The 17380-nt window shown below is 74.2% G+C and carries 14 protein-coding genes and 1 tRNA gene; 5 read left to right on the top strand and 10 right to left on the bottom strand.

Annotation, left to right across the window (positions count from 1 at the left end):
* Positions 1–95 precede the first annotated feature (95 nt).
* A complete protein-coding gene (locus ACFV57_RS17380; RefSeq protein ID WP_385232172.1) occupies positions 96–596 on the top strand; it encodes a DUF3830 family protein in 501 nt (166 codons plus the stop codon).
* On the opposite strand, the gene ACFV57_RS17375 is transcribed toward ACFV57_RS17380, so the two are convergent.
* Together ACFV57_RS17375 and ACFV57_RS17370 are read right to left on the bottom strand one after the other, a co-directional pair.
* On the bottom strand, positions 577–2001 hold the full coding sequence (locus tag ACFV57_RS17375; protein ID WP_385232169.1) for an amidase: 1425 nt from the start codon (positions 1999–2001) through the stop codon (positions 577–579). The two genes, ACFV57_RS17380 and ACFV57_RS17375, sit on opposite strands and share 20 nt — an antisense overlap.
* A 45-nt stretch (positions 2002–2046) precedes the next feature.
* Positions 2047–3012 carry a D-2-hydroxyacid dehydrogenase gene (locus tag ACFV57_RS17370; RefSeq protein ID WP_385232166.1) on the bottom strand — a complete coding sequence of 322 codons (966 nt, stop codon included), beginning with the start codon at positions 3010–3012 and terminating at the stop codon, positions 2047–2049.
* A gap of 209 nt (positions 3013–3221) precedes the next feature.
* Between ACFV57_RS17370 and ACFV57_RS17365 the strand changes: the two genes are divergently transcribed.
* The 3 genes from ACFV57_RS17365 to ACFV57_RS17355 all read left to right on the top strand — a co-directional run bounded on the left by ACFV57_RS17365 (position 3222) and on the right by ACFV57_RS17355 (position 6326).
* Positions 3222–4151 (top strand): decarboxylase, encoded by a 930-nt coding sequence (locus ACFV57_RS17365; protein ID WP_385232163.1) that lies wholly within the window; start codon positions 3222–3224, stop codon positions 4149–4151.
* A gap of 179 nt (positions 4152–4330) precedes the next feature.
* Positions 4331–5080, top strand: a complete 750-nt coding sequence (locus ACFV57_RS17360; protein ID WP_385232160.1) for a decarboxylase — start codon at positions 4331–4333, stop codon at positions 5078–5080.
* Positions 5081–5177: 97 nt separating this feature from the next.
* Complete coding sequence (locus ACFV57_RS17355) at positions 5178–6326, top strand: LLM class flavin-dependent oxidoreductase (RefSeq protein WP_385232157.1); 1149 nt, start codon at positions 5178–5180, stop codon at positions 6324–6326.
* A 148-nt stretch (positions 6327–6474) separates the two neighbouring features.
* On the opposite strand, the gene ACFV57_RS17350 is transcribed toward ACFV57_RS17355, so the two are convergent.
* Positions 6475–8442 carry a putative bifunctional diguanylate cyclase/phosphodiesterase gene (locus ACFV57_RS17350; protein WP_385232154.1) on the bottom strand — a complete coding sequence of 656 codons (1968 nt, stop codon included), beginning with the start codon at positions 8440–8442 and terminating at the stop codon, positions 6475–6477.
* A gap of 292 nt (positions 8443–8734) precedes the next feature.
* Here ACFV57_RS17350 and ACFV57_RS17345 point away from each other — a divergent pair, with 292 nt between their 5' ends.
* Positions 8735–9985, top strand: coding sequence for a M6 family metalloprotease domain-containing protein (locus tag ACFV57_RS17345; RefSeq protein ID WP_385232151.1), 1251 nt, complete (start codon positions 8735–8737; stop codon positions 9983–9985).
* Between the two features lie 107 nt (positions 9986–10092).
* Here ACFV57_RS17345 and ACFV57_RS17340 read toward each other — a convergent pair.
* The 7 genes from ACFV57_RS17340 to ACFV57_RS17310 form a co-directional block, all read right to left on the bottom strand.
* A tRNA-Lys gene (locus ACFV57_RS17340) sits at positions 10093–10166 on the bottom strand.
* Positions 10167–10340: 174 nt separating this feature from the next.
* Positions 10341–11051 (bottom strand): hypothetical protein, encoded by a 711-nt coding sequence (locus ACFV57_RS17335; RefSeq protein WP_385232148.1) that lies wholly within the window; start codon positions 11049–11051, stop codon positions 10341–10343.
* 276 nt (positions 11052–11327) lie between these two features.
* Entirely contained in the window at positions 11328–11714 is a 387-nt protein-coding gene (locus ACFV57_RS17330) for a hypothetical protein (RefSeq protein WP_385232145.1), read from the bottom strand.
* Between the two features lie 293 nt (positions 11715–12007).
* Positions 12008–13318 (bottom strand): AAA domain-containing protein, encoded by a 1311-nt coding sequence (locus ACFV57_RS17325; protein WP_385232529.1) that lies wholly within the window; start codon positions 13316–13318, stop codon positions 12008–12010.
* Positions 13319–13434: 116 nt separating this feature from the next.
* Positions 13435–14988, bottom strand: coding sequence for a hypothetical protein (locus ACFV57_RS17320; protein ID WP_385232143.1), 1554 nt, complete (start codon positions 14986–14988; stop codon positions 13435–13437).
* Positions 14979–16340, bottom strand: a complete 1362-nt coding sequence (locus ACFV57_RS17315) for a hypothetical protein (protein ID WP_385232526.1) — start codon at positions 16338–16340, stop codon at positions 14979–14981. The genes ACFV57_RS17320 and ACFV57_RS17315 overlap by 10 nt, the downstream gene beginning before the upstream one ends.
* 31 nt (positions 16341–16371) lie before the next feature.
* Positions 16372–17379, bottom strand: coding sequence for a phosphatase PAP2 family protein (locus ACFV57_RS17310; RefSeq protein ID WP_385232140.1), 1008 nt, complete (start codon positions 17377–17379; stop codon positions 16372–16374).
* Between the last annotated feature and the right edge of the window lies 1 nt (position 17380).

The raw sequence follows: 17380 nt of genomic DNA, 5'->3' as shown, positions 1-17380 counted from the left end.
GCTTCGACGGGCGGGGTGCCGCGCCCGGCGTTCCCGTGTGCATCGCGTCGCCCGCTGGTCCACCATGGGTCCGCAAAGCACCGTAAGGAGGCAGAATGACCGACCGCTTCATCGAAGTCTCCCTCGACAAGCGGGGCGTGCGCTGCACCGCCCAGCTGCTCGACGACCGCGCGCCCCTCACCTGCAAGGCCGTCTGGGACGCGCTGCCGCTCGGCGGCGACGTCTACCACGCCAAGTACGCCCGCAACGAGATCTACGCCCTCGTCCCGCCGTTCGCCCCGGAGGAACCCCCTCTGGAGAACCCGACCATCACGCCCATCCCCGGTGACCTGTGCTACTTCACCTTCACCGACACCCAGTTGGGCACCGCCTCGTACGGCTACGAGAGCCGCGCCAAGCACCAGGGCCGCGCCACCGTCGTCGACCTCGCGCTCTTCTACGAGCGCAACAACCTGCTGATCAACGGTGACGCGGGCTGGGTGCCGGGCATCGTGTGGGGCTCGGTGGTGGACGGCCTGGACCGGATGGCCGACGCCTGCCAGGACCTGTGGCGCGCCGGCGCTCTGGGGGAGACCCTCAACTTCCGCCGGGCGTAGGCAAGGCGGGCAGGTCCGCGGCCCCCGACGTGTAGAGGGCGTGCGCGGCGCGCAGCACCAGCGCGTCCGCGTGCCGCGCACCCACCAGCTGCACCCCGATCGGCAGCCCGTCCCCGTCCACGCCGCACGGCACGGTCGCGGCGGGCTGCTGCGTCATGTTGAACGGGTACGTGAACGGCGTCCAGCCCGTCCAGCGCCGGTGCCCGGACCCGGCCGGCACCTCGGCCCCCGCCTCGAACGCGGTGATCGGCTCGGTCGGCGTCACGAGCAGGTCGTACGTGCTGTGGAAGCGGCCCATCGCCAGGCCCAGCGCCATCCGTACGTCCACCGCCGCCAGGTAGTCCAGCGCGCTGCGCCGCGCGCCCTCCGCGCAGATCTCCCGCAGGCCCGGATCGAGCAGCTCCCGCTGCGCGTGGCTCAGGTGCTGCACCACCCGCGCCGCGCCGCTGAACCACAGCGTGTGGAACTCCTCCACCGGGTCCGCGATGCCCGGGTCGGTCTCCTCGACCTCGGCGCCCAGCTCGGCGAGCCGGTCCACCGCGCGCCGCACCGCCGCGGCGACCTCGGGGCGTACCGCCACGTCCCAGCCCAGCGAGGGGCTGTAGGCCACCCGCAGTCCGGCCACCGGCCGCTCCAGCTCCTCCCGGAACGATCCGGCGGGCGGCGCCAGCTGCGACCAGTCCCGCCAGTCCGGCCCGGTGATCACGTCCATCAGCAGCGCCGCGTCGGCCGCGTCCCGGGTCATCGGCCCGACGTGCGCCAGCGTCCCGAACGGGCTCGCCGGGAACAGCGGCACCCGCCCGTACGTCGGCTTCAGCGCGAAGATCCCGCAGAAGGACCCCGGGATGCGCACCGACCCGCCGCCGTCCGTGCCCAGGCTCAGCGGCCCCGCGCCGAGCGCGACCGCCGCCGCGCTGCCGCCGCTGGACCCGCCCGCCGTACGGGACGGGTCGTACGGATTGCCCGTCACCCCGTGCCGCGGACTGTCCGTGACGCCCTTCCATCCGAACTCGGGCGTGGTGGTCTTGCCCACGACCACCGCGCCGTGCTCGCGCAGCCGCGCCACCGACGGCGCGTCCGCGTCCCAGACCGTGCCCTCCTCGCGCACCGTCCGCGACCCGCGCAGTGTCGGCGCCCCACGGGTCAGCAGCAGATCCTTGACCGTGACCGGCACCCCGTCCACCAGCCCGGCCGGCCGGCCCGACCGCCACCGCTCGGCGGACTCCTTCGCCGCGGTCAGCGCCTCGTCCGCGTCGATCCGGGTGAAGGCGTTCACCCGCTCCTGCGCCCACGCCGCCCGCTCGGCCACCGCCTGCACCGCCTCGACCGGCGAGAACTCGCCCGCCGCGTACCCGGCGACCAGCCGCACCGCCGAGCAGTCGGCCAGATCCGTCACCTCAGCCATCCCGACCTCCATCCACGAACGCTCCGCCTCCACGGTCCCGGAAGATCAGGCGCCCGGTACGTACCCCAGCCGCTTGTCCACCACATTGGTGAGCGGTTCGCCCGCCGCCCACCGGTCGAAGTTGTCCGCGAACTGTTCGGCCAGCGCGTCCCGCCAGCCCAGCGTGTCGCCGCTCATGTGCGGCGAGACGATCAGGTGCGGCACGTCCCACAGGACGCTGTCCGACGTCAGCGGCTCGTGCTCGAAGACGTCCAGCGCCGCCGCCGCGATCCGCCACTCGCGCAGCGCCGCCACCAGGTCGTCCTCGACGACGAGCGGCCCGCGGCCCACGTTGACGAAGCGGGCCCGCTGCCGCATCCGGTCGAAGGCGGCCCGGTCGAACATGCCGCGCGTGTCGTCCGTGAGCGGCGCCGCGCACACCACCCAGTCGGCCGTGCCCAGCAGACCGTGCAGGGCGTCGGTCGCGTGCACCCGGCCGAAGTCGGGATCGTCCGCGCGCCCCCGGCGCCCGACCAGATCCACCGTGACACCCAGTGCCAGCAGGGTCCGGCCGATGGCCCGGCCGATCGGCCCCGACCCCACCACGACGGCCCGGCTGCCCGCCACCCGCAGTGTCTCCCGGTGCCGCCAGCGGCGCTGCCGCTGGAGCTCCCAACTTCCGTAGAAGTCCTTGGCCATGGCGATCACCAGCCCGGCCACGTACTCGGCGATCGGCTGCTCGAAGACCCCCCGCGCGTTGGTCACCAGCGTCTCGTCCGCGACGAGCTCCGGGCACATCAGCCGGTCCACGCCCGCGCTCGCGGTGTGCACCCAAACGGGTCGCGGGCCGTCGCCGGGCCAGGCGTCGCGGACCGCGTCGGAGGTGAAATCCCAGGCCAACAGTACGTCGGCGGAAGACAGTTGGCCGGCGAGGGACGTGTCGTCGGCATACACCAGCCGGGCCCGGCCGGCGAGCCGGTCCAGCTGCGGAGGCGGGTCGGAACCAAGGACAAGGACGGTGCTTTCGGACATAGGCCAGAAACCGTTCTGAAACGTGAGCCCCTTTAAATGAAAGGAGGCGCCGACAGATGCCTGAGATGCGAGGATTGACCACGCTAAGAAGTCGTAACTACCGTGTCAACAACGGCTCTGTCCCGACGTCCCCGGCTAGTGCCGGTCGCACCACGAACCCCTGGCCAATGGCCTTGCCCTTACCAGCCCTTCGCTCTTCTGGGGGCATCATGGACGTCTCATTTCTGGGGGGACCGAGGCCTCAGCTCGGTGTGGGTGTCGTCGCTCCGTTCGACTTCGCCCTGGACCGCGAGCTGTGGCGCTGGATTCCCGACGAAGTGTCCCTCCACCTCACCCGAACCCCTTTCGTACCCGTCGAGGTGAGCCTCGATCTGGCCCGCCTCGTCAGTGAACACGAAACCCTGCACGCCGCCGTCCAGGCGCTGTGCGCCGTCTCCCCGCAGGTCGTCTCCTACGCCTGCACCTCCGGCAGCTTCGTCGGCGGCGTGGCGGGCGAGCGTGCCATGTGCGCCGCCATGACCCGGGCGGGGGAGCAGCTCCCGGCGCTCACCACCTCGGGCGCGCTCCTGGAGGCGCTGCGGGAGATCGGCGCGCGGCGGATCGCCGTCGTCACCCCGTACACCAAATCGGTGACCGACTCCCTGGAGGAATATCTGAAGGAGGCCGGCGTCACCGTCACCGGCCGCGCCTACCTGGGCCTGACCCGGCACATCTGGAAAGTGCCGTACCGGGACGTCGTCGACATGGCCCGCCAGGCCGTCGTCGGGGCCGCGGACGCCCTGTTCATCAGCTGTACGAACCTGCCGACGTACGACGTCATCCCGCAGCTGGAGGCCGAGCTGCGGATGCCGGTCCTGTCCGCCAACCAGGTCACGATGTGGGCCTCGCTGCGGGCCATCGGGGCCGACGCGATCGGCCCGTACCAGGCGCTGGTGGACCCGGTCGCCAGACGCGGACCGGCCTCCATGACCGCCTCCTGGGCCCCGGAGGAAGGCGCCGGGATACCGAGGCGGGGCGGTCTCACCGAGGCGGCGTTCGCCGGCTCGGCGGTTCCTTCGCCGGAGGCGGAGCAGGCCGACGGGCTGGACCTGCCGCCCTTTCACCCCCCGGAGGAGCCCGGCCCGCCGGCGCCGCGCTGAGGCGCACGGGCGGCGCTCCGCCGGACGGCACCCCGGTCGTACACCTGCCCGCACGCCCGGCGCACGGGCGCCCGGACCGGCGCACACACCGCGGCATCCGCCCACGCGCCCCCTACGCGCATCCCCGCGCGCACGCCTATACGCATCCCCGCACACCCCCACCCAGTCAGGAGACGTGCATGGCATCCACGGTCGGCTTCCTCTACCCCGGCCACTCCGCCGAGGACGACTATCCCCGGCTCGAAGCACTCCTCGGCAGCGGCCTGCGCCTGCCGCTCGTCCACACCGACATCGGCGAGGACGCCCACCGCGTCGACGCGCTGCTGGAGATGGGCTCCGCCGCCCGGCTGGCCGCCGGCGTCGCCGACCTGAAGAGCCGCGGCGCCGAAGCCGTCGTCTGGGCCTGTACCAGCGCCAGCTTCGTCTTCGGCTGGGAGGGCGCCCAGGCGCAGGTCCGCGAGCTGTCCGCCACGGCCGGGCTGCCCGCCTCCAGTACCTCCTTCGCCTTTGCGCACGCCGTACGGGCACTGGGCGCCGAGCGAGTGGCCATCGCCGCCACCTATCCGGATGACGTCGCCGAGTGCTTCCGCGCGTTCTTGAAGGACGCGGGCACGGACGTCGTCTCGACGTGCGGCAGCGGGATCATCACGGCAGCCGAGGTCGGCACGTGGGGTCTGGAGGAGATCCTGCTGCTCGCCCGTACGGGAGACCATCCCGACGCCGACGTGGTGCTGCTCCCCGACACGGCACTGCACACCGCCGACTTCCTGCCCGCCATCGAGGCCGAGCTGCGCAAGCCGGTGCTCACCGCCAACCAGGTCACCGCCTGGGAGGGGCTGCGGCTGCTGGACCGTACGGTGGCCTGCCCGGCGCTGGGCACGCTGTTCGCGGGGGCGCCGGTGCCGTCGGTGCCGTCCGCCGTCGGGTAGCGGCGATCGCCGAAGGGCCCCGCGGCCGCCCGGGAATAACCGGAGAACTGCTCCGGTTATTCCTCCGGCAGACCAGCGACGCGAGGAGGCCCGCACCGTGAGCGGCGACCACGACGAGATCCGGGACCACGACGAGAACCGGACCGATGAGGCGTCCGGGGACGCCGACGGCATCCGGGGCACGGCCCCCGGCACCGCGCCCGTCCCCCTGTCCGTACTCGACCTGGTGACCGTCGGCGCCGGGCACACCGCCTCGGAGGCCGTACGGACCGCCGTCGGCATCGCCCGCACGGCCGAGCGCCGCGGCTTCCACCGCTACTGGGTCGCCGAGCACCACTCGATGCCCGGCGTGGCCTCCTCGTCGCCCGCGGTCCTGCTGGCCCACCTCGCCGCGCACACCGACCGCATCCGGCTCGGCTCCGGCGGCGTCATGCTGCCCAACCACGCGCCCCTGGTCATCGCCGAACAGTTCGGCACCCTCGAAGCGATGGCCCCCGGCCGCATCGACCTCGGTCTCGGCCGGGCACCGGGCACCGACGGCGCCACCGCCGCCGCGCTGCGCCGTACCGAGCGGCTCCGGGAAGGCGCGGACGAATTCCCGCAGCAACTCGCCGAACTGACCCGCTTCCTGGACGACGACTTCCCCGACGGGCACCCGTACAGCCGTATCCACGCGGTGCCGGGCCCGGTCCAGGCGACGTCCCCGGGCGGCGTCCAGTCGGCGCACCGGCCGCCGCTGTGGCTGCTCGGCTCCTCCGGCTTCAGCGCCCAGCTGGCCGGCCGCCTCGGCCTGCCCTTCGCCTTCGCGCACCACTTCTCCGCGGCGAACACCATTCCCGCGCTGGACCTCTACCGCGAGTCCTTCCGCCCCTCCGCGGTCCTGGACGCGCCGTACGCGCTGATCGGCGTCGCCGCGCTGGCCGCCGAGGACGAGAAGGAGGCACGGCGACAGGTCATGACCGGCGCGCTGTCCATGATCCGGCTGCGCACCGGGCGCCCCGGGCTGGTGCCCGGCCCGGAGGAGGCGGCGGCGTACGCGTTCAGCGGGATGGAGCGCGAATTCGTCGACAGCTGGCTGTCCAACATCGTCCACGGCACGCCCGACGCGGTACGCACCGGCCTGGACGACCTCGCCAAGCGCACCGGCGCCGACGAGCTGATGATCACGGCGAACGCGCACGGCGGCGAGGCCCGGCTGCGGTCGTACGAGCTGATCGCGGACGCCTACGGGCTGCCGGCCGCGTAACGGCGGGAACGCCGCCGCGGATGCGCCGGAGCGGGGACGCGCCGAAGCGGGCGGACACCTCGGCGGCGGGCGGACGCATCGGAGCAGGCGGGGAGCGCGACGGAGCCGACGGGGGAGCGCGCGGGTCCGCCCGCTCCCTCGGCGGCCGCTACGCGCCGGCCTGCCCCGCCCCGATCAGATCGCAGACCCGGTCCGGGGGCACCGGGCGGGAGTACAGCCAGCCCTGCCCGGTGTCGCAGCCGATACGGCGCAACCGTTCCGCCTGCTCGGCGCTCTCCACGCACTCTGCCGTGACCGTCAGGCCCAGCCGGTGCGCCAGCGCCACCAGCGCCTCCACGATCGTCTCGTCCGCCGGGTTCGGATGCTCCTGTGAGCGGAACCCCCGGACGAAGGAGCCGTCCAGCTTCAGCACCGACACCGGCAGCCGGCTGAGGTAGGCGAGGTTCGAATAGCCGGTCCCGAAGTCGTCGATGGCGATCCGTACGCCCATCTCGCTCAGCGCCTGGAGCGCCTGGAGCGGGCGTCCGGCCGATCCCATCACCGCCGACTCGGTCAGCTCCAGCTGGAGCAGGGCCGGCGGCAGCCCGGTCTCGGCGAGGATGCCCGCCACATCCGCCACGAGGTCGGAGTCCCACACCTGCCGTACGGCGACGTTCACGCTGACGAACAGCGGCTCGGCGCCGGGGCGGGCCAGCTGCCAGGCGCGCGCCTGGTGGCAGGCGCGGGCCAGCACCCAGCGGCCCAGTTCGACGATCGAGCCGTTCTCCTCCGCCAATCCGATGAACCGATTCGGCGACAGTGTGCCGAACTGCGGATGCCGCCAGCGCACCAGCGCCTCGACGCCCTGCGCCCGCCCGTCCCCGAGCCCGACCAGCGGCTGGTACTCCAGCGTGAACTCGCCGCGGTCCACCGCGGGCCGCAGGGTGCTGGACAGCGCCTGGCGGGTCATCCGGTGCGCGTTGCGCTCGGGGTCGAAGAGCGTCCAGCGGGCCTTGCCGTCCTCCTTGGCCCAGTACAGCGTGGTGTCCGCGGCCTGCATCAGGCCGGTCGCGGTCGTCCCGGTCGCCGCGCGCTCCACGACGCCGATGCTCGCGGAGACCGACAGCCGCTGCCCGGCCAGGTCGAACGGCCGCTGGAGCGCGTCCAGGACGCGCTGCGCCAGTTCGGCGAGCTCTTCGGTGCCGGCCGAGTCCTCCACCAGGAGCGCGAACTCGTCGCCGCCCAGCCGCGCCACGAGGTGGCCGCTGCGGCCGCGTACGGCGCCGCGCTCGGCCAGGCTCTCGGCGCAGTGCGTCAGGCGCTGGGCCACCGCGCTCAGCAGCCGGTCGCCGACCCGGTGGCCCAGGGTGTCGTTGACGGCCTTGAAGCCGTCCAGGTCGAGATAGCACAGGCCGACCCGGCCCGTACCGTGCTGCTCGAAGGCGGCCGTCTCCAGCGCGCCCGCCAGCCGCTCGAAGAACAGCGCGCGGTTGGGCAGCCGGGTCACCGGGTCGTGCATCTGGAGGTGGCGCAGCCGGGCCAGCAGGTCGTGCCGGTCGCTGATGTCCGAGACGGACAGCAGGACGCAGTCCTCGTCCGGCAGCGGCTCGACCGTCACCTCGGCCCACAGGAACTGTCCGTCGGGATGTTTGAGTCGTCGGGTGCACCGCAACCGGTCGCTGCGCCCGGAGAGGACCTCGCGGTACGCGGCCCAGATACGCGGGTCGGTGCCCAGTTCGGTCAGGTCGGCGGCGGTCGCCGCGACCAGGTCGTCCGGCGCGGCGCCGACCAGTTCGCCGAAGGCGGGGTTGGCGGTGAGGACCAGGCCGTCGCGGTTCAGGACGGCCAGTGGGACGCGGGTGGCCCGGAAGGCGGCGCGGTAGTCGCGCAGCGAGGCCGCGGAGCCGTCGCCCGCGTCGGGCTCGCCGCGGGCGCCCGCCGGCGGTTCGCCGTGCCCGCCGGGCCGGGCCGGTCCGTCCGCCGCCGCGGGGCCGCCGGTGTGTGCCGGGCCCGTGGAGTCGTCCCGGCCGTCGGTGGATTCTTTGGTCGGTTCATTACGCTCCGTCACCGCGGAGAGCGTCGTTCCGGGCGCGCGGCCCGTGCCGCCGGGGTATCCGCTCACTGCTCGCTCCCGCATGGCGCTTGTCTCGTGATGGAGGGGGGAATCCGCGCTGGAAAGTGTGGCGATCATAGAGGCTGCCGCAAGGGCCTATCCAGCGACGTAACCGTGATCATCGGCACCCATGGCGGAAGTTTGGCCATTTTCGTCCGGCTGTGTTCGTGCGTATCCGGTCAACGATCGATAGTGACTTTCCGTTACGGGGTGGGGAGTTGGGCCGGTCACTCGTCTGGGGCCCCGGAACAGGACGGAAACCGGCGTATCGCCACAAAGTGGGGAGGGTGCTCCGAATCCGTACCGGGAGGTCGATGTGCCACGTGCCCAACAACCTCCGGAGGTGGACCGTCAGGTGCTGCGCCGGGTGGCCGCGGTGGCCACCTCCCTCAGCGCGGTCATAGCCACCTCCGTCGTCGCGGGCCCCGCCACCGCGTCCGAGGGCGCGCTGCCCTGCGCCCTGACCCGCACCGACGCCCACCACTCCGAAGGCCTGGACACCTGGAACCACGCCTACCCCCGTCCCGCCCGCACACTCGACGCCGTCATGGTCTTCCTGTCCTTCCCGGACTCCGAGCCGGTCGCCGACCCCCGCGAACTGGCCGCCGACTACTTCCCGACCACCTCCCGCTTCTTCGAGCGCGCGTCCTATGGCCGATTCACCCTGCGGCCCGACGTCCGGCACCACTGGGTGCGGATGCCGCAGGTCTCCAGCTCGTACGGCATACGCCGGGACTGGGACGCCGACCGCCGCGCCGCCTATCTGCGTGACGCGGTCGCCGCCGCCGACGACTCGGTGGACTTCAGCCGCTACGACGTCGTCTACCTCGTCGCCGACCCGGACGCGGCCGGCGTCGACTCCGACGCCACCAAGGTCGTCAACCTCGACCGGCCGCTGCGCGCCGACGACGCCGACCTGCGCCGGTTCGTCACCGTCTTCGAGCAGAGCCCGCCGGACCGCAACGTACTGGCCCACGAGACCGGCCACGTCTTCGACCTGCCGGACCTCTACCACCGGCCCCGGGACGGCAAGGGCGACTGGGACACGTACGTGGGGGACTGGGACATCATGGGCAGCCAGTTCGGCCTGGCCCCGGACCCCTTCGGCTGGCACAAGTGGAAGGTCGGCTGGCTGGGCGACCGCCAGGTGACGTGCGTCTCCCTCGCCCGGGAGCGGCGCTCCACCCTGCACACCCTGCGGCCGCTGTCGGCCCCCATGGAGCCGGGCGACGAGCGGCAGGCGCGCCTGCTGGTCGTGCGCACCGGTCCGCGCAGCGCGCTGGCCGTCGAGGCGCGCGGCGCGACGGGCAACGATCACGGCGTCTGCACCGAGGGCGTACTGGTCTACCGCGTACGCAGCGAGACCGCGTCCGGGAGCGGACCGGTGGAGGTGCTGGACGGCCACCCCGGTACCGAGGCGTGTTGGGGGACTTCCGTATATCCCCGGCTTGCTGATGCGCCGCTCGGCGAAGGGGAGAGCCTGGACGACGCCGAGGACGGGGTGCGGGTGCAGGTGTACGGGCGGTCGTCCTCGGGGGACTGGACGGTCAAGGTGGCGCGCAGCTGAGGCGGCGGGCGGCCCGGCTGCCGGCTTCTTGGCGCTCCGCTTTCCGGCTCCCGGCTTTCCGGCGCACGAAGAAGGCCCCCACCGAGGTGGGGGCCTTCTTCTGTCGGTGCGCCGCCAGGGACTCGAACCCCGGACCCGCTGATTAAGAGTCAGCTGCTCTAACCAACTGAGCTAGCGGCGCCTGCTGACGTGGAAAACATTAGCATCCTGATCGGGTGGCGCAAAAATCGATTCCGCGGGGACGGGGCCGGGCCTGCGGGGGTGGGGTGTGCGGGGGCTCGATGGAGGCTCTGCGGAGGCTCTGTGGGGCCGATGTTCCGGGTCTGCGTAGCCGTGATGGCGGTAGTGGTGCTGGTCACAGGGCCGGGGTGGGGCGGCCCGGGGCGCCGAGGGGCGGCGCCGATCCGGTGCCGGGGGCGCGGCGGGCGGCACGTATGCAGGCCCAGAGCAGCGTGCCCGGTCCGGGGAGCCACGGATGGCGTACGTCCGGGGCGACGAGCCAGCGGGAGGTGGCGGGGTCCGGGGGGAGGGGGCCGGCGGACTCGGGTGGCGCGGGGGTCGTGTGGCGGGCGGTGTGGACGGGGTGCGCGGGATGAGCCGTGCGGGTGGTGCGAGCGGTGTGGTGCGGGCCCGGCTGCTGGGGCCGGTGCGGGAAGAGCGGCGGGACGGTCACCGCGTCGCCGGTGCCGTGGCACAGCAGCGGCGGTACGGACCCGGACCACTCCTCCCAGCCGAGCAGGGCGGGCAGCCGCCCGGCCGTACCGGGCTCGGCGAACAGCAGGATGCGGCCGCGGTGGGTGGCGACCGGCCCGGAGCCGGGCCCCGCGGTCCATAACCGGTCCACCAGGTCGCGGCCGAAGAGCGCGGGCGCGTTGATCACGTCGAAGACGGTGCCGCACGGGAGCGTGCTCGGCGCGTCCGGGCAGGCCGCCCACCGGGCGTGCACGCTCTCCGGGGACGGGTCTGCGGAGGCGAGCCAGTCGGCGCCGGCGAGGGTGACGTACGACGCGGCGTGGAACGTGGCGGACGCGGGACGGCGAGGGTGCTCGGAGGGCCAGTCGCTCATGGACCCAGGTGTACCGGTGAGCGGCGTTCCGTTTCTGCGGAATGGCTGAAATCCGGACAGGACGGGGCGGTGTGGGGTATGTTTCCGCGCGCGCATATGCCAGGGGCCCATGATCGACAGGGGCGATCACGGGCCGGTGCGGGCCGATGGGCCGGAGGGCTGGTGCGGGCCGGTGGGCCGGAGGGCTGGTGCGGGCCGGTGGGCCCGGCTGGTGTGGACGGGTGGGGCCGTCGGGGCGGCGTGGGGCCGGTCGGGGGCCGGGGCCGCCCCGTTCGGTCAGTCCGTGGGGTCGAGGTTGCTGCCACCGCCGCTGCGCAGCAGGCCGCGGCCGAACTCGACCATCTTCGCCGCGTAGTCCTCGGTCCAGTCGGCGCGCTCCGCGATCACGGAGAGCGGCAGCCGGTCGAAGCGCTTGGGGTCGGCGAGCTGGGCCGCCGCCATCGCCTGGAACTCCGTGGCCCGGTCCGCCGCCGCCCGGAAGGCGAGCGTCAGCTCGGTGGAGCGGGTGAGCAGCTCCTTGGGGTCCTCGATGGACTCCAGGTCGAAGAAGTGCTCCGGGTCCGACGTGGCTTCCGGAGGCTCGAAGAGCAGCGGAGCCGGTTTCAGGCGCCGGGGCGCGGGGGCCGTCCCGCGCGGGTCGGAAGCCGGTTGCGGCTCGGACATGTACGTACCTCCTGGATCGTGTGCCGCGTTCCATTGTCCCGCGTCGCGCAAGTGCGCCTGAGGGTGCGCCCGTCCGCCCGCCGGGGGACGGCGCGCCTCGTGGCGCGCGCCCGAGTGTCGCGCCGGTACCGCGCCGCCACCGTACGTCCGTGCGCGGCGTGCGGCGGCGCCAGTGCGCCGTGCCGTCCGATACACGCCCCTCCACCACGTCCAAGTCCGCCAACCGCCGCACAACTCGGCCACGACGCCACCGGTCCATGGCCCGCTGCCGCCGGGGTGCGCCGGGAGGCAGGTCAGGGGCGCCAGGCCACCCGGTGCTCGTTCAGATGCGCCAGCACCGCGTGGTTCGCCTCCCAGCCGTCCGGGAACTTCACCGTGACGCCGAGTTGTACGGGCTCCGCCGACGGGTGCTCGTCCAGCAACTCCGGTACGCCCGCCCGGCAGACCACGATGCAGGCGTGGCGGTGCCGGGAGGCCAGCACGCACAGGCGGCCCGTCTCCAGGTGGAAGGCGGTCGCGTCGGGCCGCCCCGAGAGCGGGTGGAGGAAGACCGTCACGTCGAACTCCCGTCCCTGGAGGCGGTTGGCGGTGTCCACCGCCACGCCCCGGACGCCGAGCCCGGCCAGCGCGGCCCGTACCGCCGCGGCCTGGTCGCGGTGGGCCGTGCCGACCGCGATCCGGTCGGCGGTCAGCGGCGTGGGATCGGGGCCCCGCTCGCTGGTCGCCGCGCCGCCCCGGTCCAGCAGCCGCCGCACCACCTGCGCGATGGCGCGCACCGCCTCCGGGTCCGTACGCGGCGTGTGGCGGGCGGGCAGTTCGAGCAGGCCCCAGCCGGATTCGGCGGCCTCGTCCAGCACGCGGTCCACCCCCGAACCGTCGGAGGGCACACCGAAGGCGAGCCGCCGGTCGCCGTGGTCCGTACCGCTGCGGAACGGCGTGTACGGGTAGAACGCGTCGGAGACCAGCCGCGCCGCGGAGGCGGGCAGCCGCCACGACACCGGCAGCCGGTGCTGCGGAAGGCCGGGGTTGTGCGCGAGCAGGGTGGTCACGGCGCTGGCCGACGGGTCGTAGGCGAGCCCGGCCCACTGGTCGGCGCCCACCACGCTGAACGGGTCCAGCTGCCCCGGATCGCCCACGAACAGCGCCCGCTCGAACAGGCCGCCGACGGCGAGCAGCGCGTCCGAGCGCATCTGGTACGCCTCGTCGACGATGGCGTGCTGCCACGGCTCGTCGACCTTCGTGTACGCCCACTTGGCGGCCGTCGAGACGACGATGTCCAGCCCGGCCAGATCGGCGACCTTCGACGACGTACGGACGGCGGGCAGCTCCGCGAGCGCCGGGTCGAAGGCGCCCGGCTCACTGCTGTGCAGCCGGCCCACCGGCAGCTCGGGGTCCTTCTCGGCGATCCGCAGGACGAGGTCGTCGACCTGCGCGTTGGTCTGCGCGACGATCATCAACGGGCGCCCGGCCGCGGCCAGTTCCCGGGCGGCCCGCACCACCAGCGTGGACTTGCCCGCGCCCGGCGGCGAGTCGACGACGACGCCGCGGTGCGTGCCGTGCAGCGTGCTGTGCACGATCGCGTCGGTGGCCGCGGCAGCCGCCACGCCGGGATCGAAGGGCGCCGCGCCCGGGGCGGAGCGCGCCGCGCCCGGAGCGGAGTGTGCCGTGGCGTCCGGCCGCCGCGCGGCGGGCACGTCGGAGGACGCGGGGCGGGCCTCGGTCACAGGAAGTCCTCCGCGGTGACGGGGTCGGGCTGATCCACAGGCAGTACGGCGTCGTCGGCGGCGGGCGGGCCGCCGTGCGTCCACGGTGTGTCCTCGGGGGCGGGCAGCTCCGGCCCGCCGCGCGGCTGGTGTTCGAACAGGGTCCAGCACACCTGGTCGCCCGGCTCGGGGACCGACCCGGGCTCGGGGGTCTTGCCCCGCCCCATTCCGCCGGTCAGCCGGACCACCAGCCCGCCCGGCCCGTCCGTCGTGTACGCGACGAACTCGGCGGGCTGGGCCTTCCCCTCCGGCAGCGGGCGGTACAGCTTGCCGCCCTCGGTCAGCTGCGGCCGGTCGTCCGTCCACAGGGTGACCAGCGGGCGCGGCATCGGCCGCTTGCCCTGCGAATACGCCATCTCGACCCCGGTCACCTCGCCGACCAGCGCCTCTCCGGCGAGCCGCCGGCCCGCCATGACCAGCGGGTCGTCCAGCGCCTCCTGCGCGTCCAGCTGCGCCTGGGCGGTCTCCCGGGAGGACAGCTTCTGCGCGGCCGTGATCGCGTCGTCCCGCTTGGGCTGCGGCGGTTCACCGGCCCGTACCCGGTCGCGGTGCGCGGTGTAGGACCAGCGGTCGCGCTTCCAGCGGTCGGCCACCCGCGGGCCTTCCGGCAGGGACCGCAGCAGGTCGAGGCCGTGCCACACGGCGTCCCAGGTCGGCCGCAGCAGGCTCTCGACCAGGTCGCGGATCTCGTCCTCGGCGCCGGGCAGCCCCGCGTCGTACCGGCCCATCGCGGGGGCGAGGAGCTTGTTGTCGAAGGCCGGGTCCGTGGCGGGGCCGGCCGGCGGGCACAGCAGCTGGCCCGCCGCGTCCCGCGCCGTCTCGGCGCGCTGCGCGGCCGTCGCGCCGTGCTCGCCCTCGGGCGGGTCTATCCAGGAGAGCAGGGCGCCCAGGTGCTGGTCCTCCAGGTTGCTCTGGCCGGTCGCCCAGTGGCGGGCGAGCAGCCCGGTCATCGGCAGCAGCAGACTCGCGCCCGGCACCCGGGCCCGCTCGCCGAAGTGCGTGAACCAGCGCCCCAGCAGCGGCACATGAGGAGGCGCCGGATGCGGCGTGTCCGGCTCCTGCTCGGCGGTCCGCCGGAACCGCATGGACCGGCCCAGCAGGCGTACGTACTCCACGCCCGCCGCACTCGGCACGATCACCTGCGGCGCGTCCGCGCACAGCTCGACCTCGACCGGGACCTTCTTGCCCGTCTCGGGGTCGGTCTCCTTGCGCTCCTCCGTCTCGACGGTGTCGGCGTATCCGTCCACGTACGGCAGGACGGACTCGGCCAGCTCGGCGAGGAAGCCGAACCGCAGGTCACGGTCGCGCGGCTGGGGCACGGCGAGCAGCAGCGGCTTCTCGCGGTCGGTACCGACCAGCGCGCCCAGCGGCGCGCCCGCCTCACCCGAGGTCGTCAGCGGCACGAAGACGAGCGGGTGCGCGGACAGGTGCCGGTGCCGGACCGTCGTCAGCGGCTGCGCGCGGCCCGCCGCCACGGCCTCCATCCTGGCGAGGACTTCGATCAGCGACATGGCGACACCCCTTCGGAGCCGTCGGTCCGGTCCCCACCCCGGGCCCCGCGTCCGGCGCAGGCCAGGGCCTCGGCACGGAGTGCCGCCGCACGGCGCAGGGCGTCGACGGCGGGGGCGTCCAGGGAGGGGGTGCTGGTGGTGTCGGTGTCACCGGTGATGCCAGTGGTGCCAGTGGTGCTGGTGCCGGTGGGAGAGGTAACCGGGGAAGCGGTGCCCGGGGAAGCGGCGTCCGGGGAAGCGGTGCCCGGGGAAGCGGTGCCCGGGGAAGCGGTGCCCGGGGAAGCGGTGCCCGGGGAAGCGGTGCCCGGGGGAGCGGCGTCCCGGGAAGCAACGGAGCCGGCCGTCTCGTCTTCCGTTTCCGTACGCGCTGCCGCCAGCACCTCCTCGACCGTCCGCAGCCCGCCCAGCTCGCCGCGCACCCCGCGGCCCAGCGACTCCACCGCGCCCGCCGCGCGCGCCCTCCCCCGGCAGTGGAAGGCCAGCTCGCAGGCGGCCAGGCACTCGGGCGCGTAGGCGGCGTCCACCGACTCGACCGCCTCCGTCAGCTCGGCGGCCGACCGTGTCACCGTCCGGCCGTCGTCCGCGAGCCGGAGATCGAAGGACGTGCCGGGCGGGAGCTGCCCGGCGATCTCCTCGACCTGGGTCAGGCGGCGCAACTGGCGCTCCGTCGTCGCCATTTGCTTGCGGATGTCGACGGCCTCGGCGGTGGGGAGGTTCGCGAAGTCCTTCGGGCAGACCAGCAGCACCTGGTCCCGCACCGTCACCGCACGGCCCGTACTGGCGAGCACCTGCGCGGCCACCCGCCGCAGCGCGAGCGCGTACACGGCGGCCTGCCGGGCGGCCGCGCCCACCTTGGCCGGATCGGCGGAACCGTCGATCATCGGGAAGGACTTGATCTCCACGACCGTCCAGCCGCCGTCCGGATGCACCACGACCGCGTCCGGCTCCAGGTAGGCGGGCGACCCGGCCACTTCGAGGGTGATCAGCGGATGGTCCAGCAGCGTCCAGCCGCCGGCGGCCGTGGCCTCGCGCAGCGCCAGGGCCGTACGGGCGGCACGCCCCTCGGGACCGGCGGCGGACAGGTCCGGGACGGCGACCCGGCCCGGCTCGGGTGCCGGGGCGGCGCCGCCCAGACGCTCGTACAGCAGGCGCATCAGGTCCGCGCCGTCGTCCGCCTTGACGCGGGCCTCGAAGGAATTGCCCCGGGCCAGGGCGAACTGCGACTGCCCGAAGGCCGCCGGTGAACCGAGGGCGCCCGCGAGCGCGGCCTTGTCGACCCCGGCGCCGTCGAGCAGCGCGCGGCGGCGGCAGCCGGGGTTGGCGGCCAGCGCGGCGAGCGCGCGGGCGTCCATCGGCCGCGGCCGGACGCCGGGGCCGCGCAGCTCACTGAGCCGCTGTCGCAGCCCCGTCGCCGGCTGCGGCACCGGCGGCTGCTCCGGCGGCCGGTCGGCCGCGGCGGGTCGGCTGTCGCGGAATACGTTCACCCGCGGAAGTCTCGCATCCGCCACTGACATTCGCGTGGGTGCCCGGCGCCCCAGCAGCCACGAGTCCGGGCACCGCACCGGCGGCCGGGCCGCCCGCCGCCCCCGTATCCCGGCTGTCCGAGCCGGTGGCCGGGCCGCCCGCCCGGAACCGTCCGCGCAGGCGGTCCCCGGCCCGCAGCGCCGGGCGGGTCAGCAGCAGGCCCAGCCCCATCACGGCCGTACCGGCCAGCGCGTCGAGCAGGTAGTGGTTGGCGGTGCCCATCACCACCAGCACGATGACCAGCGGATACGCCACTCCGAGCACCCGCGTGGCGCGCGAGCGCCCGTGCCGCCACAGGACCACCCCGCACCACAGCGCCCACCCCACATGGAGGCTGGGCATCGCGGCGAACTGGTTGGTCATGCCGCCGAGCCCGCGCGGCGCGCTCGCGTCGTCGCCCCACCAGCCGTACGAGGAGAACTGCGCCATGGTGTCCGCGAACCCGCTGCCCGCCTCCAGCAGGCGCGGCGGCGCGGTCGGCAGCAGCGTGAAGCCGACCAGCCCGATGAGGGTGGCCAGCATGAGCCACGTACGGAAGGCGCGGTAGCGCTCGGGGCGCCGGTTCCACAGCCAGACGAGGACCGCGGGCGTGACCAGGTAGTGCAGCGAGGCGTACGCGAAGTCGGCGGGTACGCCGATGGCGGGAGTGGCGGTGAAGAAACGATTCAGGGCACGTTCCGGATCGAGCCGCAGCAGTTCTTCCCACCGGAGGATCGCCAGGCCGTGCCCGGTGGCGGCGTGCGCGTCGCCCCGGGCCACGAGGCGTCCCGCGGAGTAGGCCGCGTACACGAGGGCCAGCAGTGGCAGTTCCGTCCACCACCGCGGCCGGCTGCCGGCTGCCGCGGGGCGGCGCGCTGCGGCGTCCATC

Source organism: Streptomyces sp. NPDC059788, from assembly GCF_042732265.1.
Taxonomy (GTDB): domain Bacteria; phylum Actinomycetota; class Actinomycetes; order Streptomycetales; family Streptomycetaceae; genus Streptomyces.
Note: the sequence above shows the minus strand (reverse complement) of the source record. Positions and strands in the feature narration are given on the sequence as shown.